Genomic DNA, 22,853 nt, shown 5'->3' with positions numbered 1-22,853 from the left:
GTAGCGCCGTCCTAGTTGTCTTGGTTCTGCGGCGGCAGGGCGGCGATCATGGGGTGGTCGGTGTGGGTGTTCCCGACCTTCGCCGCTCCGCCCGGGGAACCGAGTTCGTCGAAGAACTCGACGTTAGCCTTGTAGTAGTCGGCCCACTCATCGGGCGTATCGTCCTCGTAGTAGATCGCCTCCACGGGGCAGACCGGCTCGCAGGCACCGCAGTCCACGCACTCGTCGGGGTGGATGTACAGGGAACGCTCACCCTCGTAGATGCAATCGACGGGGCACTCCTCAATGCATGCCTTATCTTTAACATCTACACACGGCTGCGCGATTACGTACGTCACGTCCCTGGCCTCTCCACGTTGTTTCCGGCGACCGGCCGGATGATTTCCAGGCCCTAAGCCGGGCTTCTGACTTCCGAGCCTATTATCTCCCAGCCTGTTCCCGCGAACCTAGCGGGACGTCATACACGCTCCGCGTCTTACTATGATCAGATGAGCTCGCCCTTGCCCCTGCCCCAGCAGTTCCTCTCCGGCGCCGCGCTCGGCACGCGCGTTGTGGTCCGGTACCGGATCGACGGCGGTCTGACGGATGCCCTTGGCGAGCTCGTGGAACGCGCCAACGGCGAGTGCACCGTCCGCACCCGCCACTCCGACGTCGTCATCGCTCTCCCCCTCGTAGTGGCGGCCAAGGAAGTCCCGCCACCCCCGCCGCGCCGCGCCCGGCGCGTGCAGGGCGCCTGAGCGGCGGCCCGTGGGTGGGCGCGGGCACGGGCGTCGGCGTCCAGTGGACATGCCCACCCCCGCTTTCCAGCCCCGCACATGCCCACCTACCACCCCCGCGACCAAGGGACATGCCCTCCCCCGCCTGCGAGCCATACACATGCCCACCCGCCACCCCGCGACCAAGGGACATGCCCTCCCCCGCCTGCGAGCCATACACATGCCCACCCGCCACCCCGCGACCAAGGGACATGCCCTCCCCCGGCTGCTAGCAATGGACATTTCACCGTCATGCTCATCAGCGCCAGCCAGCGCGGGACATGTCCAGTGGTGAATCGACGGAGAAGTGGACATGTCCGGTGGTGACTGGGCGTGCTGTGGGATCACGGTGCAAACACGAAGTGCAGGATCACAGCCGCCGCGGGCGAAGCGCAGGATCACGGTGCTCGGGGGCGTAGCGCGGGATCACAGTCCAGGGGCGCCGAGCAGGATCACTGCGCAGGGCCGCCGTCCAAGGGCGCGGGCAAGGACACCCGAAATTTGGAATTCGCGTCTGACTCTATGCGGCGGCAGACAGCCTGTTCAGCGTTTCCCGGACCATGGTGATGAATTCGTCAGGATGCTCCCTCAGCAGCTGGTAAGTCACGATCAGCGTCGGGATTCCGCGTCGCGTCGTGACGTTCCAACGCCGCCGGTCTTCCTCGAAGCTCGTCCTGTCCATGTGGAACCCGGACCCGTCAGCCTCTATGCCGAGGCGGCCATCGACCATCAGGTCCAGGTGTCCCATGCCCGGAACGTTGACCTGCTATTCAACGTGGAAGCCGGCACGCCGCAGAAGAAACCGCGCGAGGCACTCGATGACCGACTGCGACTGCGGGACGATGGCCGATACGATCCGGCGTTCCCGGGAGTCATTCCGGCCATCGAGCCGCTGACGCAGCGAACCCAGAGGGAGTCCGTTCAGCACGACGGCGGATTCGGCGATGATCAGCCCGTCAGGTTCGGGCAAGCAGCGCAAGCATTGGACGACCGTGTCCAGGAGCGTCGGCGGCGCGGATGCCCGGTGGCAGACGAAGCCCTGGTAGTGCCTGCTGTGGGTGAGGGCTACATGCGGCTGGGTTGGGGTCTGAAGAACCCACAGTCCGCTGAAGTGGGCCGCAGTGATGCACGCCGGCTCCGCCGGAAGCGAGCGAATGGAGATCAGCTGCGTGTCCGCACCGGGCAAGGCATAGACGCCGCGGGCTACCCGGGACACCGATCCCGCGGCCATCGCCGTCTTGAGCTGTGAATCGGAGACGCCCGCCGCAGCAATGTATTTGGCGCGGGCGACGCCGTCATGATTCGAGAGCACCTCGAGGATATTGGCCATTTACCCATCGTGGAGCCGCGGGCTGCGCCCGCGTAGTCGGATATCGCGCTATGTGGACAACCGCTCGGGCCGGTCAGGGCTGCAGCGGACCCGGACTGGGGAGGACTGGACATGTCCCGCGTACCGGCCCTGCGGCGGACAAGATGCCATTGTGCCCGGTCGAGCCAATGAAAAATGAGCATGTCCATCGGCCAGGGGTAGTGCCGAACAGATCCAACCATGAGGACTGGACATGTCCCGCGTGCCTACCCTGCGGCGGACAAGATGCCATTGTGCCCGGTCGAGACAATGAAAAATGAGCATGTCCCCTGAGGACAGCCGTGGGCGGGCCCTAGCCGGGCGGCCGACGGTACCGCCGGCACCAGGCGAGCATGGCCAGGGTGATGCCTGCGATGCCGAAGACCCAGATATTGCCCGAGGTGTCGCCGAGGACCAGGCGCTTGCCTGTTTCCAGGGTGGACCACCAGCCGGTCAGCGCGTAACAGAGGACACCGCATACCGCCGTCGGGACGACTGAACGGAACGCCGCCCCGAGCCAGAGCTGGACCGAGCCCAGCAGCACGAGCGCCGCGACAGCGCCCCACGGGACGTCCACGCCGTCCAGCACCAGATCATGCCGGTGCAGGGCCGTGCCTGCCAGGGCAACAAAAAGAGCTGCCGGTACGGCGGCGGCAATACCGCCTGCCATACCGGCAGCTCCCTTAATCACGTTTCAGCCAAAGCCCGGGGACCGGGATTAGACCTTGGCGCGGGCGCGGTTGGACTTGGCGCGCTGGTTGACGTCCAGGATGAGCTTCCGAATGCGGATGGATTCCGGAGTGACCTCGACGCACTCGTCTTCGCGGGCGAACTCGAGTGACTCTTCGAGGGTCAGGTCGCGCGGGGGCGTCAGGTTCTCGAAGGTGTCCGAGGAGGCTGCACGCATGTTGGTGAGCTTCTTTTCCTTGGTGATGTTGACGTCCATGTCGTCGGCGCGGGAGTTCTCGCCGACGATCTGACCTTCGTAGACCTCGGAGGTGGGCTTGACGAAGAAGGAGCCGCGCTCCTGCAGGTTGATCATGGCGAACGGCGTCACAACACCGGCGCGGTCGGCGATCATCGAACCGTTGGTGCGGTACTCGATCGGGCCGGCCCAGGGCTCGTAGCCCTCGGAGATGGACGCTGCGATGCCGGCGCCGCGGGTGTCCGTGAGGAACTTGGTGCGGAACCCGATCAGGCCACGGGCCGGAACGATGAACTCCATGCGGCACCAGCCGGTGCCGTGGTTCGCCATGTTGGTCATGCGGCCCTTACGGGCGGCCATCAGCTGGGTGACGGCGCCGAGGTACTCTTCGGGCACGTCGATGGTCATGTGCTCCATCGGCTCGTGCACTTTCCCGTCGACGGTCTTGGTGACAACCTGCGGCTTGCCGACGGTCAGTTCGAAGCCTTCGCGGCGCATCTGCTCAACCAGGATGGCCAGCGCGAGCTCGCCACGGCCCTGGACTTCCCAGGCATCAGGGCGCTCGGTCGGGAGCACCTTGATGGAGACGTTACCGATCAGTTCCTTGTCCAGGCGGTCCTTCACCTGGCGGGCCGTGACCTTGGCGCCCTTGACCCGGCCAGCCAGCGGCGAGGTGTTGATACCGATGGTCATGGAGATGGCGGGATCGTCAACGGTAATCAGCGGCAGCGGCTGCGGGTTGTCGACGTCGGTCAGGGTTTCACCGATGGTGATCTCCTCGATACCGGCGACGGCGACAATCTCACCGGGGCCGGCGGACTCGGCGGGTACGCGGTCCAGGGCCTTGGTGGCCAGCAGTTCGGTGATCTTGACGCTCTTCATTTCGCCGTTGGCACGTGCCCAGGCGACGGTCTGGCCCTTGCGCAGGGTGCCGTTGTAGATACGCAGCAGCGCGAGGCGGCCGAGGAACGGGGAGGCGTCCAGGTTGGTGACGTGGGCCTGCAGGACACCGTTCGGGTTGTAGGTCGGTGCCGGGATGTGCTCGATGATGGCCTGGAAGAGCGGCTCGAGGTCCTCGTTGTCGGGAGCCGAACCGTCGGCCGGCTGCTCGAGGGACGCGCGGCCAACCTTGGCGGCGGCGTAGACGACGGGGACGTTGAGGATCTTGTCCAGGTCGAGGTCCGGAACTTCGTCGGCGAGGTCGGACGCCAGGCCCAGGAGCAAGTCCATGGACTCGTGGACGACTTCTTCGATCCGTGCGTCGGGGCGGTCGGTCTTGTTGACCAGCAGGATCACCGGCAGGTGCGCGGCGAGAGCCTTGCGCAGCACGAAGCGGGTCTGGGGCAGCGGGCCCTCAGAAGCGTCGACGAGGAGGACGACGCCGTCGACCATGGACAGGCCGCGCTCGACCTCGCCACCGAAGTCGGCGTGGCCGGGGGTGTCGATGACGTTGATGGTGATGGTCTCGCCCTTGGAGGACGGTCCGTTGTAGGCCACGGTGGTGTTCTTGGCCAGGATGGTGATGCCCTTTTCACGCTCGAGGTCACCGGAGTCCATGACCCGGTCCTCGAGGTGGTTGTGCGCGGCAAAGGAGTTGGTCTGCTTGAGCATGGCGTCGACCAGCGTGGTCTTGCCGTGGTCAACGTGGGCCACAATCGCGACGTTGCGCAGGTCACTGCGCGATGCAGTGGCTACCGCGGTGTTGGTGGTGGTTTCAGACATGCGTTATTGCTCGATTCAGTGGTGAAGTCAGCTGTTGTATCGCGACATTTCCAACCGGAACGCACGACGGATAAGTCCCTTTGGCACAGGGCACCTTCTACCATTCTAAACGCTAGGTCATTTATTGGCCTAAAATGCGAACCGGGCGCTGGCCCTCGCGGGGTCGCCGGAGCAAGACAGGCGCACGGAAGTGCTTTATTACCTGTGAGTAAAATCACTGGATTTTCCGGCGCCCATGCACCATCATTGCTCTGATAGCAGCAAGCAAGCCCGGAGTCATTCATGCGAAACGCCTCGGCCGTGTCCAGCTTTGTCGCAACGATGATCGCCGTAGGCGTAGTTCTTGGCGGCTGCGGGACGGCCTCTTTTTCACCTGCGAACGACGCAGGCTCTTCCGTTGTGGACTCTTCCGACGGCGGATATTCTGGCGCAGGCTCTGCGGGCGCCCCCCTGACCGCCCGCCAGGCCGGAGCCGCCAACGGCGCCGGCGTGCCGGTCGCTGCAGGATCCGCGGTGGAAACGCGCATTGGCGCCACCATCGACCCCGCCGATCTGCCGGGCGGCTCGATCTACCGCAATCCAGCAAACGGCCGCAGTGAGATCATCGTCAAGAACACCAGCAACGTCGCCGTGCTCATTGGCGATTCACAGTCGGAACCGTCCTTTGGCTGGCCCAGGCAGGGTCTGGCCGCCGCCGGGTACAAAGTCTTCTTCTGCGGCCGGGGCGGCACCGGCTACGTGGCGTCGAACGGCAAGACCGGCAACTACATCGACGCGCTCCAGCGCGGCGACTGGAAACTCCCGTACGGCACCCCTCCCCTCGTGGTGCTCGAAGGCGGCGGGAACGACGCCGCGCGCGGGGCCTCGAACGCGCAGATCGTCGCCAACGCCGAGCGGCTGATCGCCAGCATCCAGCAGCGCTATCCCGCGGCCCGGGTAATCATGGTCGGAACGCTCGCGCGGGGTGCCCACAACGGCGGTGGGCGCCGGTCCGAAGTGGACACACTCCTGGGCAAGGTGGCGGACCGGCACGGGCTGACGTTCGTGAGCGCGGGCGACTGGCTCACCCGGTACAACCTCACGGGTTCGATGGCGGACGGGGTCCACCTGAACCGGCAGGGCCACGCGGCCCTGGGCGCCGTTTTCTCCCAGCGGCTGGAGTCACTAGGCCTTGACTACGCAGACCCCGGCATGCTCGCCGGGTTGTCCCGCTAACGCCGGTCCTCCCGCCAGGGTTATCCAGGGCGGGCACGCCCAGGATAAAAGCAAAGGAGCCGGCGCCCGCCCCAACGGGCGGACACCGGCTCCTTGCTGCTAGCGGCGGACTTGTTCAAGTCCTAGGGGAAGCGGCTCAGGCCACTTCAACCTCCGGCGGCAGCATGAGACCGGCGCCGGGAATGGCGTTGAGCAGCGCCCGGGTGTAGTCCTGCTGCGGCGCATCGAAGACGTCGTCCGTTGAACCCGTCTCCACCAGCTTGCCCTTCTCCATGACGCAGACGTGGTCAGCGATCTGCCGGACCACCGCGAGGTCGTGGGTGATGAACAGGTAGGTCAGGCCGAGCCGGGACTGCAGTTCGGCAAGCAGGTTCAGCACCTGTGCCTGCACCAGCACATCCAGGGCCGAGACGGCCTCGTCGCAGATGATCACCTCGGGATCCAGTGCCAGGGCGCGGGCGATCGCGACACGCTGGCGCTGGCCGCCGGAGAGCTCGTTCGGGTACCGCTGCATGGTGGACTGCGGCAGCGCCACCTGATCCAACAGTTCCCGGACCTTCTTCTCGCGGCTGGCCTTGTCCCCGATCTTGTGGGTCCGCAGCGGTTCCTCGATGGTCCTGAAGATGTTGTACATCGGGTCCAGCGAACCGTACGGATCCTGGAAGATCGGCTGCACGCGGCGCCTGAAGGCGAAGATCTCCTTGCTGTTCAGCGTGGAGGTGTCCACGCCGTCAAAGATGATCTTGCCGGAGGTCGGCGCCAGGAGGTTCAGGACCATTTGCGCCACCGTGGACTTGCCGGATCCCGACTCCCCCACGATCGCCGTCGTGGTTCCCCGCTTGACGCTGAAGGAGACGTCGTCGACGGCGGTGAAGTCCGTGGACTTGCCCAGGCCCGAACGGAGCTTGAAGACCTTCCGCAGGTTCTGGATCTGCAGGACCTCGTCCGTCTTGGACGGCTCAACCACGCCGGTCTCGCTCGGGGCGAGCATGTCCTCGGTTTCCACGCCCAGTTCCTTGGCGGCCTGGATGCGGCGGGACGCGAGCGACGGCGCCGAGGCGACCAGCCGCTGGGTGTACGGGTGCTGCGGGTTCTGCAGCAGCTCCAGGGAGGGCCCGGATTCGACAACCTGGCCGCGGTACATGACTACCACCTGGTCGGCGCGCTCGGCGGCGAGGCCGAGGTCGTGCGTGATCAGCAGCACCGCGGTGCCCAGTTCCGTGGTCATCCTGTCCAGGTGATCCAGGATCTGGCGCTGCACGGTGACGTCGAGCGCCGACGTCGGCTCGTCCGCGATGAGCAGGCGCGGCTGGCAGGCGAGCCCGATCGCGATCAGCGCGCGCTGGCGCATGCCGCCGGAGAACTCGTGCGGGTACTGCTTGGCGCGGCTACCAGCGTCCGGCAGCCCGGCCTGGGACAGGACCTTGGCGACGTCGTCGGGGCCGCTCGGGAGACCGTTGGCCTTCAGCGTCTCTCGGACCTGGTCGCCGATCTTCCACACCGGGTTGAGGTTGGACATCGGGTCCTGCGGGACCATGCCGATGCTGTTGCCGCGGAGTTCGATCATCCGCTTTTCGCTGGCGTTGGAGATGTCTTCGCCGTCGAACAGGATCTGGCCTGCAGCGACGCGCCCGTTGCCCGGGAGCAGGCCAATAGCGGCCAGCGCGGTAGTGGACTTGCCGGAGCCCGACTCGCCCACAATCGCAACCGTTTCACCCGGCATGATGGTGAGGTGGGCGTTGCGGACGGCGTTGACCTCGCCGTTGCTGGTGGTGAACCCGATGGCCAGGTCCTTGATTTCAAGCAGCGGGCGCTCAGTGACGTCTTCAGCTTCCAGGATTTCAACAGAGGCGCTCATGGTGTCCCCTTTCATCGCTTGCGGGCTTTGGGATCGAGGGCATCACGCAGGGCATCGCCCAGCATGATGAAGCTCAGGACAGTGATGGACAGCGCGATGGCCGGGTAGAGCAGCGGCATCGGGTTGGACCGGAGCGAGGATTGCGCCGCCTGGATGTCGTTGCCCCAGGACATGACGCTGGGCGGCAGCCCGATGCCCAGGAAGGACAGCGTGGATTCGGCCACGATGAACGTGCCCAGGGAGATGGTGGCCACGACGATGATCGGTGCCAGCGAGTTCGGCAGGACGTGGCGCATGAGGGCACCGAACTTCGAGACGCCCAGCGAGCGGGCGGCCGTGACGAAGTCGGCGTTCCGGACCTCGATGACGGCGCCGCGGGTGATGCGCGCGATTTGGGGCCAGCCGAAGATGATCAGGATGAGCACCAGCGTCCAGACCGTTTTGTTTGTCCGGAACGCAGGCAGCTGCATGAGCACGATCGCGCCCAGGATCAGGGGCAGGGCGAAGAAGATGTCATTGATGCGTGCCAGGACGGAGTCGATCCAGCCGCCGTAGTAGCCGGCCACGGCACCCAGGATGCCGCCGATCAAGAGGACCCCGATGGTGGTCAACAGGCCCACTGTGACCGAGGAGCGCGTGCCGAAGATGACGCGGGCGTAGACGTCGCAGCCCTGCTGGGTGAAGCCCAGGGGGTGGCCCGCGGCGGGGCCGGCGTCGGAGTTGGCCAGCTGGCACGCCTCCGAGGTCGGGTCGATCGGCGAGAAGAGCCCGGGGAAGAGGGAGACCGCCAGGACCACCAGGATCAGGAATGCTGAGATGAGAAAGAGCGGCTGCTTGCGCAGGTTCTTCCAGGCCTCGCCCCAAAGGCTCAGCGGTGCGGCTTCGTCCTTGACCCGGTCCGTTACCTGGAGCGGGGTCTCGGAGACATCGGCCACGAAGTGCTCGGACCGGCGGACCGGACGGGTGGCAACGGTGTGCCGTGCGGTGGTGGTGTTATCAGGAGTCATAACGGATCCTCGGGTCAAGCCAGCCGTACAGCAGGTCAACGAGCAAGTTGGACAGGCAGTAGATCAGCACCAGGACGGTGACGATCGAGACCACGGTGGGACCCTCGCCGGACAGGACGGCCCGGTAGAGCCGGTTGCCTACGCCCGGGACGTTGAAGATTCCTTCCGTGACGATTGCCCCGCCCATCAGGGCGCCGAGGTCGGCGCCGAGGAACGTAATGACGGGAATCAGGGAGTTGCGCAGGATGTGGACCCGGACCACCTGGAAACGGGAGAGGCCCTTGGCGGTGGCGGTGCGCACATAGTCGGCGTTCATGTTTTCAATGACGGACGTGCGGGTCAGGCGGAGGACATAGGCGAAGGAACCCAGTCCAAGCACAATCGCCGGCAGGATGAGGTCCTGGACGGTCGCGGCAGAACTGACGGTCGGCTTGGCCCAGCCGAGCTGGACGCCGATGGTGAACTGCAGCAGGAAGCCCAAAACGAAGATCGGGATCCCGATCACGATCAGGGAGGCGACCAGGACCGTGGCGTCAAAGAACTTGCCCTTGCGCAGGCCAGCGATGAGGCCGAAGACAATGCCGAAAACACCTTCGAAGATCAAGGCCATGATGGCCAGCCGCGCCGTGACGGGGAAGACCTCGCCAAGCACTGTGGCGATGGGGCGTCCGGAGAAGTCCTGGCCGAGGTCGAACGTGAAAATGCTCTTGAGGTAGAGCAGGTATTGCATCCAGAACGGCTGGTCCAGGTGGTACTGCTCCCGCAGTTTGGCGGCCACGGCCACGTTGACCGGCTTGTCGCCGAACAGTGCCACGATGGGGTCCCCGGGCAGGCTGAAGACCAGGAAGTAGACCAGCAGTGTTGCGCCCAGGAAGACGGGAATCAGTTGCAGGAAACGCTTGAGGATGTATGTCGGCATCAGCGAGTCACACCCTCGTTGGCAGGCATCCTGTCCAGGGATGCGGCGGAGTTGTTCATCAAAGAACCTTTTCACTATGGATGCAGACCGGCGCCGGTTCGTTCACGGCGCAGGGCTGCGAAAAGTTCGCCCGGAGAGCCGGGCATCAAGAAAATAAATGGCGGGAAAACACGACGACGGCGGAGGCCCCATAAAGGGCGGCCCCCGCCGTCGTTTAGGTGTTACTTACCGGTGACGTTGTAGTACAGCGGGACGCCGTCCCAGCCGTAGTCAACGTTGGAGACCTTGTCGCTCCAGCCGCCCTGGGCAACCTGGTACCACAGGGGGATGGCCGGCAGGTCCGTCAGGAGGATCTCCTGGGCCTTGTTCATGGCCTTGTTGCCATCGCTGACCGACGAGGCGTTCAGGCCGTCAGAGACGGCCTTGTCGAACGTCGGGTTGGCGTAGCCAGCGTCGTTGGAGCCGGCACCGGTCTTGTAGATCGGTCCGAGGAAGTTGTACAGCGACGGGTAGTCTGCCTGCCAGCCGGCGCGGATGGAGCCGGTGAGGGTCTTGGCGGTGGCGTCGTTGCGGGCTTCCTTGAAGGTAGCGTACGGCTTGCCTTCAACCTTGATGCCGAGGGTGTTCTTGAGCTGGTTGACAACTGCCTCAACCCAAGCCTTGTGTCCGCCCTTGTCGGCGTTGTAGGCAATGGTGAAGGTCTCGTTGGAGTCCCACTTCTTGATCGCGTCGGCCTTGGCCCAAGCTTCCTTAGCCTTGGTGGCGTCGAACTTCAGGTTGTCGGAACCGGCGATCGCGTCGCTGTAGCCGTCAAGCACGGGGGCTGTGAAGTCCTTGGCGGGCTGGCGTGCGCCGTTGAAGATCACCTTGGTGATCTCGTCGCGGTTGATGGCCATGGAGATCGCCTGGCGGCGGAGCTTGCCGGCCTCACCGCTCCATTCCGGCAGGTATTCCGGGATGGCGATGGTCTGGTTGCCGGCGTACGGCTTGTTGATGGTGCGGTCGCCGAGGTCAGACTTGAAGTTCTTCAGCTGGCTGGTCGGGATGGTCTGCAGGATATCCAGATCGTTGGACATCAGCGCCTGGTAGGCCGAGTCGTCGTTCTGGAAGATCTTGAAGGTCACGCCGGCGTTCTTGGCCTTGCGCGGGCCGTTGTAGTCCGGGTTCGGAACGAGCTGGATCTGCACGTTGTGCTGCCAGCCGCCGTCCGCAAGCTTGTACGGGCCGTTGCCGACCGGCTTCTCGCCGAAGCCCTTCGGGTCCTTCAGTGCGCCGGAGGGAACCGGAACAAACGCGGTGTAGCCGAGGCGAAGCGGCCAGTCGGATTCCGGCTGCTTCAGTTCAACGGTGAACGTCTGGTCGTCAACCACCTTCAGACCGGACATGGTCGTGACGGTGGAGCCTTCCTTGCTGGCTTCGTCGTAGCCCTTGATGCTTTCGAAGAAGCCACCGCTGAGCTGGGCGTTCTTGGCTGCGGCGCCGAAGTTCCAGGAATCGACGAAGGTCTTGGCCGTGATGGCCTCGCCGTTCGTAAACTTCTGGTCCTTCTTGACCTTGATGGTGAAGTGCTGGCCGTCCTTGCCCTCGATGGACTCGGCGAGTTCGTTGACCGGCTTGCCACTGGGGTCGTAGCTGACCAGGCCCGCGAAGATCATGTCGATGACCTTGCCGCCGCCAACTTCGTTGGTGTCGGCCGGCATGAGGGGACGCTGGGGTTCGGAGCCATCGGCGAAGATCACTTTGGTGGTGTCTCCGCCGGTACTGCCGCTACCGGTTGCAGAGCCGCTGGCACCGCATCCGGTCAGGGCGAGGGCGGCGATAGCCACCATGCCCAGTGCTTTGGAAGTGCGCGAAAAACGCATTCCGCCTCCTATGAGTTGTGGGAGTTCGTGAGGGAAAAACTTATGCTTCCCCGTAAGCAGGCACAGGGGTATCCCCTGTGACGTGGCCTACATATGGAAGTAGCCTAGCCCTTAACTGTCCAAATGTTGGAACTCCGTTGCCAAACCGTGATCCGACAATCTCATGACGGTTAACGTCAAGCGCGATGTATTTCAAGTCACACGCTACCGGCTGGTACTATATGTCCGCCGTGTGACCCGGGTTACCCGCGATTAACTGGAATCTGGCGGTTCTTAGCCCCCGGGGCACGCCTCAGCCCGCCCACGGGCACACCTCAGCTGGCCCCGGACAGCAGCTGCGCACGCAGTTCGCGGCGCTCGCGCTGCTTGTCCGGATCCGGCAGCGGAACGGCCGCCAGGAGCCGCTGGGTGTAGGGCTCCTGGGGATTTCGGAGGATCTGGTCCCGGGTCCCCTGCTCCACGATCCTGCCGCGCTGCATCACACAGATCCGGTCCGCGAGCACGTCCACCACTGCGAGGTCGTGGGTGACGAAGAGGCAGGCGAATCCCAGTTCCTTCTGCAGGTTCTGGAAGAGGTCGAGCACCTTGGCCTGGACGGAGACGTCGAGGGCGGATGTGGGCTCATCGGCGACCATCAACTTCGGCTTGAGCGAGAGGGCACGCGCGATCCCCACGCGCTGCTTCTGTCCGCCGGAGAGCTCGTGCGGGTAGCGGTTGCGGTAGTCCCGCGGCAGCTCGACCTGGTCCAGCAGCGCCTCAATCCGGTGCTGCAGTTCGGCGCCCTTCGCGGCCCGTGCCAGGAACATCGGCTCCCCGATGCTTTCCCCGATGGGCAGCCTGGGGTTCAGGGACGACGACGGATCCTGGAACACCATGCCCACATGCCGGCGCATCTCGCGGAGCTGGCGGCCGTTCTGCTTGGCGGCGGAAATGTCCTGCCCCACCACGCGCATGGTGCCTGCCGCCACCGGCAGCAGGCCGACGGCGGCCCGGCCGATGGTGGTCTTGCCGGAACCCGACTCGCCGACCAGGCCGACTACCTGTCCGGGATAGATGACCAGATTGGCCCCTTCCACGGCACGGAAGGCCGGCACCCGGCCCTGCTTCGGGTACTCGATCGCGACATCGCTGAGCTCCAGGACCGGCTCGCCCTTCGGCTTGGCCGCCTCGGCCACGGCCAGGGCAGCGGCATTTTCGCGCTCCCGCCGGATCAGCTCATCTTCCGGAATGGAGAGGATCTCGACGTGGGTCGCGGCGGCGAGAGGGGCGGTGACGTCCACGTCCGCCGCGGAATCGGCGCCACCCTGGCCCAGGTGCGGGACCGCGGCCAGCAGCGCCTTGGTGTACTCGTGCTGCGGGTTGTGGAAGATCTGCGCCGCCGTCCCGGTTTCCACGATCAGGCCCTTGCGCATGACGGCGATCCGGTCGGCGAGGTCTGCCACCACCCCCATGTCGTGGGTGATCAGCACAATGGCACTGTCCAGTTTGTTCCGCAGGTTGCGCATGAGGTCAAGGATTTCGGCCTGGACTGTCACATCGAGGGCCGTGGTCGGCTCATCGGCGATGAGCAGCTTCGGGTCGCAGGAGAGCGATTGCGCGATCATGGCGCGCTGGCGCTGCCCGCCGGAAAGCTGGTGCGGGTAGGACCGGAAGGCCTTCTCCGGATCGGGCAGTTCGACAAGTTCCAGCATGCGCAGGGCGCGGAGTCTGGCTTCTTCCGGGGATACTTCATTGTGCAGACGCACAGTTTCCACGATCTGCGCGCCCACGGTGTAGACGGGGTTGAGGGCCGTCATCGGCTCCTGGAAGATCACCGCGACGTCCTTGCCGCGTACTGCGCGGATATTGGCCTCGTTGCTCCCCAGCAGCTCACGGCCGCCGAGCTTGACACTTCCGCTCACGCGGCTGTTACTGGGCAGCAGGCCCAGGAGCGCCATTGAACTGGCGCTCTTTCCGGACCCGGACTCCCCCACGATGGCGAGGACTTCGCCGGCCCGGACCTCGTAGTTCAGGCCGATCGCAGCCGGGACCCATTTCTTGTCCACACCGAAATCCACGCTGAGATCCCGGACCTCCAGGACGGTTTCGCCTTTGCTAGGCGCGGGTGACGCCGGAGGATCGAGGGTGATGAAGTCAGTCATGATGGGCTATCCTTCCGCCCGGGCCGCCGGTGCACCGGGGATTAGTGCTGCGGCTCGGAATACTGAATTATTGGGGGCATGAGCTCTGCGCACGCCGGAAAAGTTGAAGTCTTCAAAGCACGAACCAACAAATGGTTCGCGTGGCTGTCCTGGGCGGTAGCCGCGTTCGGTGTTGTTGCCACGATCGTCATGGCAGGCCCGGCGGCGCTGGGCGGCGTCGCCCCGCTGGCCTTCATCGCTTTCATGGGCTGGCAATTGTTCTGGATGCCCTCCGTTGTGGTCCACGATGCCGGCGTCACCTTGGAAAATCCGTTCCGCTCGATTGAGGTGCCGTGGGCCGCGCTGGTGCACGTCGATACCCGCTTTGCACTGACGCTGGTCACCGCAGAGAAGAGCTACACGTCCTGGGCCGCGCCCGCCCCCGGCATCTGGGGCGGCCGCCACGCCCGCCCGGAAGACCTCCACGGCCTGCCGGCAACCAGCTACGGCCCCGGCAAGTCGGTCCGTCCGGGCGATCTGAAGACCACGGACTCGGGGCAGGCCGCCATGCTGGTGCGGGCGCGGTGGCATGAGCTGGTGGAAGGCGGGCAGCTCGCGGCCGGAGAGGCCTCCAGCACCGCCGCCACCGTCACTGTTCGCTGGGTGGCGATCGGCGCCGTCGTACTGCTCCTGGCGGCCAGCTACCTGGCGGTTACCGCCAGGTAGCCGGTGCCTGCACGGGGCCGGCATTTACTGGCCCCGTGTTCCGTCAGCCGGCCCGTCGTGCCCCGGCTCCTCGGGCCGGAACCCCGCTTGATCGGTGCCGTCCAGACCGGTCACAGTGCCTGCCTGCACGGCGGGTCCGCCGTGATCGGCAGCCTTCTTGGCATTGAACTTCTTCTGCCGCGGGTCAAAGGCGTCCCGCAGGCCGTCACCGATGAAGTTGATGCTGAGGCAGATGAGCACGATGAACATGCCCGGGAACCAAAAGAGCCACGGCCGGGTGGCAAAGGCCTGCTGGTTCTGCGAGATGAGCAGGCCCAGGGACGTGTCCGGAGCCTTGACGCCGACGCCGAGGTAGCTCAATGCCGTTTCCGTGAGGATCGCGGCGGACATTGTGAGGGTCACGTTCACAATCAGCACGCCGACGGCGTTGGGCAGGATGTGCTTGAAGATGATCCTGGCATTGCTGGCGCCGGAAATCCGGGCCGCATCGACAAACTCGCGTTCGCGCAGTGACAGGAACTCCCCGCGCATCAGGCGGGCCAGGGCGACCCAGCTGATCAGGCCCAAGAAGATTCCGAGGGCCAGTACGCCGTTGGTGCTGGCAAAGGAAGCAAACCAGCTTCCCTGGTCCCGGCGGCCGGCAAGCTGGGCCATGACGGCAGCCAGAAGCAGGGCGGGAATGATGATAATGACGTCGGTCAGGCGCATCAGGATGGCCTCGGCCCAACCCCGGAAGTAGCCGGAGATGGCACCGACCACCACGCCGATCAGGCCGGCGATGAGGCCGATCACGATCATGATGGTGATGGACTGCTGCGCACCGCGCATGGTCATGGCGAAGAGATCGCGGCCGATCCGGTCCTGGCCGAACGGATGTTCGCCCCAGGCCGGGGGCCACAATGAGGAGGTCGGTGCGCCGCCGTTGACGAGGGGGGAGACTTGCTCGTGCGTGTACTTCCACCAGCCGGGGATGCCCAGGTAGCCCACCGAGGTGAAGGCCAGGATGAAAATGAACGAGAACACCACGAGGCCGATGATGGCGCCGGAGTGTCCGAGGAACCGCTTTCGGACAATCTGGCCCTGGCTGAGGCCCTTTGCCTCGAGGACCGGCTCAATGCCGGCCGCGGCTGATATCCGCGAGGCTGCATCTTCGGCCATGATGACTTCCTGCTGACTTGGCTGGCTCATGATTTTACCCTTACGCGCGGATCCAGTGCGGAGTAGGCCAGGTCCGCAATGAGGTTGAAGACCATGGCCGTAATGGCGACGCAGATAAAGACGCCCATAACCGGGTTGGGATCTACGTGCGCAATCCCGTCCAGGAACAGGAAGCCCATGCCGCGGACCGAGAAGACGGTTTCGGTAATGACGGCGCCGCCGATCAGTGCTCCGATGTCGAAGGCGACGATCGTGGCGATCGGAATCAGGGCGTTGCGGAAGGCGTGGCGCATGACAACGGTCCGCTCGCTCAGGCCCTTGGCCCGGGCCGTGCGGATGTAGTCCATGTTCATGATTTCCAGCATCGAGGAGCGCGTGAACCGAGTGTAGCTGGCCAGCGAAATGAGGATCAGGGCCAGGGTGGGCAGGATCAGATGGGTGAACGAGTCAAGGCTCAGGACCCAGAAGTCGCCCTGGATGTTCGGTGTGGTGGCACCGATGGTGGCGATAGGGCGGCCGCGCACTCGGCTGTTATTGAAATAGGTGGGCCATGCCTGCATGTAGCGGTCCAGCAGGATCAGGAAGCCGACTAGGAACGAGGTGATGGCTGCCGCCCGCATGGACTGCCCGCGGTCGTAGCCTCCCACCAGATAGCCGATGCCCATGCCGATCAGTACGAAGGCGATCGCCAGCAGCACGATCATCACGAACGTGGCCTCGTTGAGCAGCGGCTGAAGGAGGAAGTACAGCACGACGCCGACGCCGACGGCAATGAGGGCGGACTGCAGGGCCTTGCGGTTTTTCAGCCCGGCGGAGAGCAGGGTCACAGCGAAGGCGATGCCCGACCCGGCGATGGCGATGACCACGGGGCCAAGGCCCGGCGTCTTGAACCATTCGGTGGCGGAAAAGTAGACGAGCACCGCGCTGACGAAGACGAAGGCGACAGCTCCGGCCAGCAGCCGGCGCTTCATGGCCCCGCCCGCCGCGATGGCTGTCAGCGCGCCGGCGACGACGCCGATGCCAAGCGCCACTGTCAGCGGCACCTCGGGGTTTCGCAGGAAGTCGTTAAAGCCGATTGCGCCGAATTCCTTGAGCAGGACGGCCACCCAGAAGATCGGCAGGGAGAAGAACAGGAAGGCCATGAACGTCACGCCGTAGTCCAGCGTGCTGTACTGCCGCAGGGCGGTGATGATACCCAGGGTGATGCCGATCAGGATGGCGAGCACAGTGGCCCCGGTGACCAGGGTCAGGGTCTGGATGAGCGCGTTGCCGAGGGCTTCAGTGACGGGCTGGCCTGCGATGTTTTTCCCGAGATCGCAGGTGTTGGCGAACGGGATGACGCACTGGATCGCGCCGCCGAACCACTTGAAATACCGCAGCGGGGCAGGGGTGTCCAGCTGCAGGAGCTCGGTCCTCGCGTCCATGAGCGCCTGCTTCTGCGGCGAGGGGTTGTCGCGGAACTGTTCAAGGGGATCTCCGGACGCCGCTGTCAGGAGATACACGAAGTAGGATGCGCCGAGAAGAATGAGGGCGGCAGTCACAAGCCGCCGGAAGATGTAGGTCACCATTGGAATAGAACCTCGGAGTTCGGGCCCGGGGATTGCCCGGACCGGTCGCGGAGTTTGGCCGGTTCCAGCCGATGTGGCGGCGGGGCCACGGCATCGCTAGGATATCGCCAGAAAGGCGTCGGGACCGAAGAAGCTGTGGTCCCGACGCCTTTCCAGCAGTGTTACTTGGGGTCGCGGGCTACTTCTGTGCCCATTCCCAGAAGTTCCACCAAACGCCGGTCTGGTTCGGCATGTACTTCACACCGGTGATGCGGTCGCTGTACGCGTCCACGCCAACCGACTGGAAGAGCGGAAGGCCATAGGCTGAATCCCAGATCATCTTGTCGATCTGCGTTACGAGGCCGTCCTGCTTGCTCTTGTCGGTGGTGACGATCAGTTCATCCATCAGCTTGTCCGCTGCCGGGTCGCTGAACTTGTTGAAGTTGGAGTCGTTGCCGGACTTGAAGATCTGCGGAACGCCGGACACGCCGACGCCCGAGTTGCTCCAGCCAAAGATGGTGGCGTCGTAGCTGCCGTCACCGAGGGCCTTGCCCCAGTCAGACTTGCCCAGGCCGCCGTCGACGATCTTGAAGCCGGCCTTCTTGGCGGACTCGCTGATCAGGGAGTAGGCGTCAACACGGTTGGGGTTGTCCTTGTTGTACATGATGCGGACCTCAGGGGTGGCACCGTTGAGGAGCTTCTTGGCACCCTCGATGTCCGCACCCTGGTACGCGGAGGAACCGTTGCTCTTGGCGGAGTCGGCGTACGGGGCCTGATCCGGAACGAAGAGCTGCGAGTCAAGCGGTGCAGCCTGCGGATCGAGCTTTTTGACGATCTTGTCGACGATGTCCGTGCGCGGGATGGCCTTCATGAACGCCTCGCGGACGTTCTTGTCGGCAAACGGGCCCGAATAGTTCAGGTCGATGTGGTCGTAGGCGAGCTGGTGGCCGACGTCGACCTTCACGCCCTGGCTTTCGAGTGCCTTGAGCTGCTCCACGGTGTCGGCGGACGCCTGCGGGGCAATGATGTCGGCCTCGCCGTTCTTGAGCGCCTGGACCTGGGCCGGTGCCTCGCCGATGTAGCGGACGGTGATCTCGTCCAGGTTGGCTGTCGGACCCCAGTTGTAGTCCTGGTTCTTGACCATGGTCAGGGACTGGTCCTGGTTGACGCTCTTGACGATGAACGGGCCGTTGGAGAGGTAGAGGCTCGGATCAGCCGGCAGGGTCTTGGTGTCGAAGCCGGTGTTCCACATGTCAGCCATGGCCTTGAGCTTGGCGTTCGCCGGCTTCGGGGCCTTGGCGTCGCCGCGGGGCATGCCCTTCAGGAGGTCAATGAACGCCTTCGTGTCCGCCAGACCCGCCTTCTTGGCCAGGACGTGGGCCGGGATGTCGATGCCCGGGCCGCCAAGGGCGATTTCCCAGTCAGCGAACGGCTTGGAGTACTTCAGCGTCATGCTGCGGCCGTCCTCGCCGAGTTCCGGGAAGTCGGTGAGGGCAAGACCGGTGGGGTCACCTGCGTACGAGAAATAGGACGTTCCGGTTTTCGCTTCCGCATTCGCGTCGTTGTAGTAACCGGAGAAGGCGGCCCACTGCAGCACAAGGTCGGCCGCGGTGACGGGCGTGCCGTCAGACCACTTCACGCCGTCGTTGATGGTGTACTTGACCGTCAACGGATTGTCGGAGACCTTTTCCATCTTGCCGAACTTCTCGTTACGGACAACGTTGAGCTTGTTGTCGATGTAGTAAAAGCCCGAGTGCGTGGCATAGCTGATCTTCGAGTTGATGTCAGTGTTGCCGTCGGCCGTGTTCGGGTTGAACGTATTGAATGCGTTGACCTCTACTACGGTTGCCGATCCGCCTTGTTTGCCTGCTGCGGCCGCGGTGGTCGGGGTTGTCCCGCCGCTGTTGCCTGCGCAGGCGCTGAGGGCGATGGCAGCTGCTGCCGCCACGCCCACTGCTTTGGAAATACGACCCAAGCGCATTCCGCCTCCTTGTTTCTGTGGTGTGGGTGAGACCGGCGCCGAAAGCGCCAGACAGACGTCCACACTCCCCCAGCGGCAGTGTGGTCCGTCTCACATGGCATGAAGCGTAAACCCCGAAGGCCACTTGGAGCCACCAAAGTTGACCCACCGTAAAGTTCGTTACCGAGCTGCAACGTTGGACACGGTCCGCAAAGCCGGCTTTCCATAAAAGCATTGACTGCTGCGCAGCAAAAAGATAAAAGAACCGCACACAGAAAAAGCCCCGATCCGAAAATCGAGGCTCCTCCAGTTAATCGTTAATTACTTGACAGAATTACCGCTCTGCCGGGCGGGGGACGTCAAACGTTGAAACGGAATTCGACGACGTCACCTCACGGAAGAACGCCTGGCCCCACTGCCCTGCGATCACAGCCGAGGCCAGGTTCCCGCGTCCGTTCCGGGACCATCGTCCGTTCAGGGCGATCCAGCAGTGGAGCGATTCCTCATCCCACACAGATACGTCGTGTCTAACCGGCGCAGACTTGGCTTCGGCCGATTCCTGCCCGTTGACCTGCGGCATCAGTATCTCGGGTGAACCTTCAGTTGTCCCCAGTACTCCGGTATGACGCGCGCGAACCTGTCCCCCGTTGCCAGCCACTCGACCAGTTCTTGCGACTGAGCCTCGTCCTGGAAGTCGCCGGGACGGTTGATGGTCAGCTTGCATGCCTTGCTGTCAGGCCTGTCGTCCCATTCGAGGAGGGAACCGAGATCGGTTTCGATGGCGCGACGCTGCGCCAGCAACTTCGACAAGCGTAGAATCGTGTTGTGGCCGGTACTGCGGCTCGCCCGCCATCGTTTCGTTCCCGCCGCCAGCTCCTGGCGCCAGCATCCGGCGTGGGCAGGCACCGGATGGCCATACGGTTGGCAGTGCTTACACTGGGACTTCTGACGGTCGCGCTGGCAGCTTGCAGCTCACCGGCGGGCAGCCCGTCCCCAACGCCCACCGCGGCATGGTCGCTGGCCGCATTGGGTGATTCCATACCGGCGGGCACCGCCTGCGATTGCACGCCGTACCCGCAGCTCAGCGCCTCGGACTTGTCGTCACCGGACGGACCTGCGGTCACGGCTTCAAACGAGGCGGTCGCCGGATTCACCAGCTTCGACCTGCTTCACCAGCTGAGCAACGCAAGCGCCACGATCGACCAGGTCAAGGCTGCGCGCCTGGTGGAGATCGAAGTGGGCGCGAACGACGTGGCGCCTTCCAGCTCGTGCGGAACCGACGTGGCCTGCTACCAGCCCAAGATCACGGATCTCAGGGCGAACCTGCACGCCATCGTGGACCGCGTGCACGAACTCTCCGCCGGCCACGCGGTGAAAGTAGTGCTGCTGGACTACTGGAGCGTCTGGCTTGGCGGCCAGTATGCACAACAGCAGGGCCAGGCCTACGCAGACGCGGCGGCTAGCGTCACCGACAAGGTCAACACGGAGATCCGGGAAGTCGCGGCGCAGACCGGGTCGCCGTACGTCGACCTGCGCGCGGCGTTCAAAGGCCCCGACTACGCCTACGACGAAACCCATTACCTGGCCACCGACGGCATACATCCCAACGCCACCGGCCACCAGCAGATCGCCGCCGCCCTTGGTGAGGTGGCGCAGAAACGGATGCAGCCGTGAGGGCTCCTCCATCCGGCCGGGCCAGCCTGCTGCAGCGACCAGATTACCCCGGCTGCACGATAACCCCGGACTTTGGCAAATCCCTGACGGGGCCGCTCAGCGCCCGCGGAGGCGCACCCTGAGCCATCGGGGAAGCACGGCTGAACTCTGGGCATGAGCGATCCGCAGACTGTGCCGGATGCTTCGTCAGAGCCACCCGGTCGCCGGCGCGACCGCCCTGGCGGCATTCGCGTGCACACTGGTCGCGGTGGTGCTCATCTGGAGCGCGCCTCGTGACTGCCCGTTCCACGCTCGTCGGGCAACGTGACGGAGCAGCTCATCTGCGCGGGCGTGACAGCGTCGTCCCAACCCAATTCGGCGCCCCGGTCCGGCATTATCTGGATATCGGAAGTGACACTGCGAACAGCAAGCTGCTCCGGGAACGTCGTCCCCGCGAAGGCCCTTCAGTGGCGCAGCGAGGCACCCTGCCGGAGGACATCAACGAGGCAACGAACCGGCCTTCCCTGAGGTGTTGCTAGCCGCTAGCGCGCTGGGCAAAGAGGTTGCGCTCCTGGGAGGAACTGGCCGCGCAGACGTACCAGGAGATCCGGCCCTTGCGCACGTAGATCGCGCCGCAGCCAGAAGCCTGCCCTCGTGCCGTGCCAGGTAAAGCACGCAGCTGCCCGGGTCCGCGGCATTCAGGGACCACCGGTGCATCCCCTCGAAGTAGGACACGGGCCGGCTGGGGGAATCGTCAAAAAGCGCATGGCCGCCAAGAACATGTGTTCTTGGCGGCCATCGCAAAAGGGCTCAGGAGCTATACGTTGAATCTAAATTCGACCACGTCGCCGTCGGCCATGACGTATTCCTTGCCTTCGATCCGGACCTTGCCGCGGGCCTTCGCCTCGGCCATGGAGCCTGCCTCGACCAGGTCATCGAACGAGACGACCTCGGCCTTGATGAAGCCGCGCTGGAAATCGGAGTGGATCACGCCGGCCGCCTGCGGGGCGGTGTCGCCCTGGCGGATGGTCCATGCCCGAGTTTCCTTGGGGCCGGCCGTCAGGTAGGTCTGCAGTCCCAAGGTGTGGAAGCCGACGCGGGCCAACTGGTCCAGTCCGGATTCATCCTGACCGTTCATTTCCAGCATCTCGCGGGCTTCTGCCTCGTCGAGCTCCACCAGATCGGACTCAAGCTTCGCGTCCAGGAAGATGGCATCGGCCGGAGCCACGAGGGCTCGCAGTTCCGCCTGCTTCTCCGGGCTGCCGAGGATGCCCTCGTCGGAGTTGAAGACATAGATGAACGGCTTGGCCGTCAGCAGGCCGAGTTCCTTGAGGTGCTCCATCTCCAGCTTGTCGCTCTTGATGGAGGAGAAAATGGTGTCGCCGCGTTCCAACACTGCCTGCGCCGCCAGGATGGCCGCGAGCTCGGCCGCATCGCGCTTCTTGATCTTTACTTCTTTTTCGATCCGGGGGATGGCCTTTTCGATGGTCTGCAGATCGGCCAGGATCAGCTCGGTGTTGATCGTCTCCATGTCGGAACTGGGATCAACCTTGCCGTCGACGTGGATGACGTCCGGGTCATCGAACACGCGGACAACCTGCGCGATGGCCTCGGCCTCGCGGATGTTGGCGAGGAACTGGTTACCAAGGCCCTCGCCCTCGGAAGCGCCCTTGACGATGCCGGCGATGTCCACGAAGGACACGGCGGCGGGCAGCAGGCGCGCGGAGCCAAAGATGCCGGCGAGCTTTTCAAGCCGGGCGTCCGGCAGATTCACGACGCCGATGTTCGGCTCGATCGTGGCGAACGGGTAGTTCGCCGCGAGGACCTGGTTGCGGGTCAGTGCGTTGAAAAGGGTTGATTTGCCGACGTTGGGCAGTCCGACGATGCCAATAGTAAGTGCCACGAGCATATATTCTACCCGCACGGACCGGTGATCGTTGCGGCGGCCGGTGAGGGCCGGCGAGCGGGATGGCATGACGGCCTGCACGGCCGGCCTGCACGCACGTTCCTGGGTGTAAGTCCGGGGCGTTCCGGGCGTCGCAGCCAAAACTGTCACAGGGGCATGCCACAGTGAAGTC

General features: G+C 64.5%; 19 protein-coding genes. 4 read left to right on the top strand and 15 right to left on the bottom strand.

Translation table 11 applies throughout. The features are described from left to right. Positions 1 to 11: 11 nt before the first annotated feature. Positions 12 to 338: a ferredoxin gene (gene fdxA, locus AC1DEM_RS01365; RefSeq protein WP_091248992.1), complete on the bottom strand. Its 327-nt coding sequence runs from the start codon at positions 336 to 338 to the stop codon at positions 12 to 14. A 150-nt stretch (positions 339 to 488) separates the two neighbouring features. On the opposite strand from fdxA, the gene AC1DEM_RS01360 reads away from it, so the two are divergent. Next, positions 489 to 737: a putative acetyltransferase gene (locus tag AC1DEM_RS01360; RefSeq protein ID WP_476882751.1), complete on the top strand. Its 249-nt coding sequence runs from the start codon at positions 489 to 491 to the stop codon at positions 735 to 737. 538 nt (positions 738 to 1,275) lie between these two features. Here the strand turns inward: AC1DEM_RS01360 and AC1DEM_RS01355 are convergent. The 4 genes from AC1DEM_RS01355 to typA form a co-directional block, all read right to left on the bottom strand. Next, positions 1,276 to 1,503, bottom strand: coding sequence for a hypothetical protein (locus AC1DEM_RS01355; protein WP_476882750.1), 228 nt, complete (start codon positions 1,501 to 1,503; stop codon positions 1,276 to 1,278). 18 nt (positions 1,504 to 1,521) lie between these two features. Then, a complete protein-coding gene (locus AC1DEM_RS01350; RefSeq protein ID WP_476882749.1) occupies positions 1,522 to 2,085 on the bottom strand; it encodes a type IV toxin-antitoxin system AbiEi family antitoxin domain-containing protein in 564 nt (187 codons plus the stop codon). Positions 2,086 to 2,416: 331 nt separating this feature from the next. Next, complete coding sequence (locus tag AC1DEM_RS01345; RefSeq protein ID WP_476882748.1) at positions 2,417 to 2,773, bottom strand: hypothetical protein; 357 nt, start codon at positions 2,771 to 2,773, stop codon at positions 2,417 to 2,419. Between the two features lie 48 nt (positions 2,774 to 2,821). Next, positions 2,822 to 4,750, bottom strand: a complete 1,929-nt coding sequence (typA, locus tag AC1DEM_RS01340; RefSeq protein WP_277522627.1) for a translational GTPase TypA — start codon at positions 4,748 to 4,750, stop codon at positions 2,822 to 2,824. Positions 4,751 to 5,032: 282 nt separating this feature from the next. Here typA and AC1DEM_RS01335 point away from each other — a divergent pair, with 282 nt between their 5' ends. Next, entirely contained in the window at positions 5,033 to 5,965 is a 933-nt protein-coding gene (locus AC1DEM_RS01335; protein WP_476882747.1) for an SGNH/GDSL hydrolase family protein, read from the top strand. 136 nt (positions 5,966 to 6,101) lie between these two features. Here the strand turns inward: AC1DEM_RS01335 and AC1DEM_RS01330 are convergent, their stop codons facing one another. The 5 genes from AC1DEM_RS01330 to AC1DEM_RS01310 all read right to left on the bottom strand — a co-directional run bounded on the left by AC1DEM_RS01330 (position 6,102) and on the right by AC1DEM_RS01310 (position 13,752). Then, entirely contained in the window at positions 6,102 to 7,823 is a 1,722-nt protein-coding gene (locus AC1DEM_RS01330) for an ABC transporter ATP-binding protein (protein WP_476882746.1), read from the bottom strand. A gap of 11 nt (positions 7,824 to 7,834) precedes the next feature. Further along, entirely contained in the window at positions 7,835 to 8,830 is a 996-nt protein-coding gene (locus tag AC1DEM_RS01325; protein ID WP_476882745.1) for an ABC transporter permease, read from the bottom strand. Then, positions 8,820 to 9,749 (bottom strand): ABC transporter permease, encoded by a 930-nt coding sequence (locus tag AC1DEM_RS01320; protein ID WP_476882744.1) that lies wholly within the window; start codon positions 9,747 to 9,749, stop codon positions 8,820 to 8,822. The genes AC1DEM_RS01325 and AC1DEM_RS01320 overlap by 11 nt, the downstream gene beginning before the upstream one ends. Before the next feature lie 221 nt (positions 9,750 to 9,970). Then, entirely contained in the window at positions 9,971 to 11,611 is a 1,641-nt protein-coding gene (locus AC1DEM_RS01315; RefSeq protein WP_476882743.1) for a peptide ABC transporter substrate-binding protein, read from the bottom strand. Between the two features lie 314 nt (positions 11,612 to 11,925). Next, positions 11,926 to 13,752, bottom strand: a complete 1,827-nt coding sequence (locus tag AC1DEM_RS01310; protein ID WP_476882742.1) for an ABC transporter ATP-binding protein — start codon at positions 13,750 to 13,752, stop codon at positions 11,926 to 11,928. Between the two features lie 78 nt (positions 13,753 to 13,830). Between AC1DEM_RS01310 and AC1DEM_RS01305 the strand changes: the two genes are divergently transcribed. Then, positions 13,831 to 14,457, top strand: coding sequence for a PH domain-containing protein (locus tag AC1DEM_RS01305; protein ID WP_476882741.1), 627 nt, complete (start codon positions 13,831 to 13,833; stop codon positions 14,455 to 14,457). A gap of 24 nt (positions 14,458 to 14,481) precedes the next feature. Here the strand turns inward: AC1DEM_RS01305 and AC1DEM_RS01300 are convergent, their stop codons facing one another. The 4 genes from AC1DEM_RS01300 to AC1DEM_RS01285 all read right to left on the bottom strand — a co-directional run bounded on the left by AC1DEM_RS01300 (position 14,482) and on the right by AC1DEM_RS01285 (position 19,932). Next, positions 14,482 to 15,615, bottom strand: coding sequence for an ABC transporter permease (locus AC1DEM_RS01300; RefSeq protein ID WP_476882909.1), 1,134 nt, complete (start codon positions 15,613 to 15,615; stop codon positions 14,482 to 14,484). Between the two features lie 26 nt (positions 15,616 to 15,641). After that, entirely contained in the window at positions 15,642 to 17,183 is a 1,542-nt protein-coding gene (locus AC1DEM_RS01295) for an ABC transporter permease (protein ID WP_476882740.1), read from the bottom strand. A 178-nt stretch (positions 17,184 to 17,361) separates the two neighbouring features. Then, positions 17,362 to 19,143 (bottom strand): ABC transporter family substrate-binding protein, encoded by a 1,782-nt coding sequence (locus tag AC1DEM_RS01290; protein ID WP_476882739.1) that lies wholly within the window; start codon positions 19,141 to 19,143, stop codon positions 17,362 to 17,364. A gap of 558 nt (positions 19,144 to 19,701) precedes the next feature. Then, on the bottom strand, positions 19,702 to 19,932 hold the full coding sequence (locus tag AC1DEM_RS01285; RefSeq protein WP_476882738.1) for a hypothetical protein: 231 nt from the start codon (positions 19,930 to 19,932) through the stop codon (positions 19,702 to 19,704). 117 nt (positions 19,933 to 20,049) lie between these two features. Between AC1DEM_RS01285 and AC1DEM_RS01280 the strand changes: the two genes are divergently transcribed. Then, a complete protein-coding gene (locus tag AC1DEM_RS01280) occupies positions 20,050 to 20,796 on the top strand; it encodes an SGNH/GDSL hydrolase family protein (protein WP_476882737.1) in 747 nt (248 codons plus the stop codon). 796 nt (positions 20,797 to 21,592) lie between these two features. Here the strand turns inward: AC1DEM_RS01280 and ychF are convergent. Continuing rightward, positions 21,593 to 22,678, bottom strand: a complete 1,086-nt coding sequence (ychF, locus tag AC1DEM_RS01275) for a redox-regulated ATPase YchF (RefSeq protein ID WP_476882736.1) — start codon at positions 22,676 to 22,678, stop codon at positions 21,593 to 21,595. Between the last annotated feature and the right edge of the window lie 175 nt (positions 22,679 to 22,853).

The organism is Arthrobacter sp. 05T420 (assembly GCF_056396305.1).
The sequence above is the reverse complement of the archived record's forward strand: the minus strand, read 5'-3'. Positions and strand labels throughout refer to the sequence as shown.